Source organism: Planococcus sp. CP5-4_YE (assembly GCF_019042655.1).
Lineage (GTDB): Bacteria > Bacillota > Bacilli > Bacillales_A > Planococcaceae > Planococcus.
Genome location: NZ_JAHPZO010000037.1, coordinates 1 through 1,142, shown reverse-complemented (window position 1 = coordinate 1,142; position 1,142 = coordinate 1). Strand labels below are relative to the sequence as shown.

2 tRNA genes and 2 rRNA genes are annotated in these 1,142 nt (G+C 51.3%); all 4 read left to right on the top strand.

The window, feature by feature from the left end:
* Positions 1-243, top strand: a 16S ribosomal RNA gene (locus tag KTG14_RS17725); the annotation flags it as partial.
* Between the two features lie 122 nt (positions 244-365).
* Positions 366-442, top strand: a tRNA-Ile gene (locus tag KTG14_RS17720).
* 12 nt (positions 443-454) lie between these two features.
* Positions 455-530: transfer RNA gene (locus KTG14_RS17715), tRNA-Ala, on the top strand.
* Positions 531-634: 104 nt separating this feature from the next.
* Positions 635-1,142, top strand: a 23S ribosomal RNA gene (locus KTG14_RS17710); the annotation flags it as partial.

Here is a 1,142-nt window from a genome sequence, read left to right as displayed (position 1 = left end):
TGCCGCGGTGAATACGTACTCGCCTGCATGAAGCCGGAATCGCTAGTAATCGCGGATCAGCATGCCGCGGTGAATACGTTCCCGGGCCTTGTACACACCGCCCGTCACACCACGAGAGTTTGTAACACCCGAAGTCGGTGGGGTAACCCTTACGGGAGCCAGCCGCCGAAGGTGGGACAGATGATTGGGGTGAAGTCGTAACAAGGTAGCCGTATCGGAAGGTGCGGCTGGATCACCTCCTTTCTAAGGATTATATCGGAACCGATTCTTCGGAATCGGGTTGACGTTTTGCGTTCAGTTTTGAAGGTTCAGGAATCAACTCTGTTGATTTGTGTTTCTTCTATATAATAGATGATTTCTCAAGAGGGCCTATAGCTCAGCTGGTTAGAGCGCACGCCTGATAAGCGTGAGGTCGGTGGTTCGAGTCCACTTAGGCCCACCATATTTCCTCTTAGGGGCCTTAGCTCAGCTGGGAGAGCGCCTGCCTTGCACGCAGGAGGTCAGCGGTTCGATCCCGCTAGGCTCCACCAATACTTGTTCTTTGAAAACTGGATAGATCGACATTGATTAAGAAACAAGCATCATAGTAGCGTGATCGCGATTGCGATCAACTTATTTTTTTTGACCATTCAGTGGTTAAGTTAATAAGGGCGCACGGTGGATGCCTTGGCACTAGGAGCCGAAGAAGGACGGCACTAACACCGATATGCCTCGGGGAGCTGTAAGTGAGCTGTGATCCGGGGATTTCCGAATGGGGAAACCCACTGTTCGTAATGGAGCAGTATCCATGTGTGAATACATAACACATGAGAAGGCAGACTCAGGGAACTGAAACATCTAAGTACCTGAAGGAAGAGAAAGCAAATGCGATTCCCCAAGTAGCGGCGAGCGAAACGGGATCAGCCCAAACCAGAAGGCTTGCCTTCTGGGGTTGTAGGACACTCTATACGGAGTTACAAAGGAATGGATTAAGCGAAGCGACCTGGAACGGTCCGCAAGACAGGGTAATAGCCCCGTAGCTGAAAGTTCATTCCCTCCAGAGTGGATCCTGAGTACGGCGGAACACGAGAAATTCCGTCGGAATCCGGGAGGACCATCTCCCAAGGCTAAATACTCCCTAGTGAGATAGTGAACCAGKACCG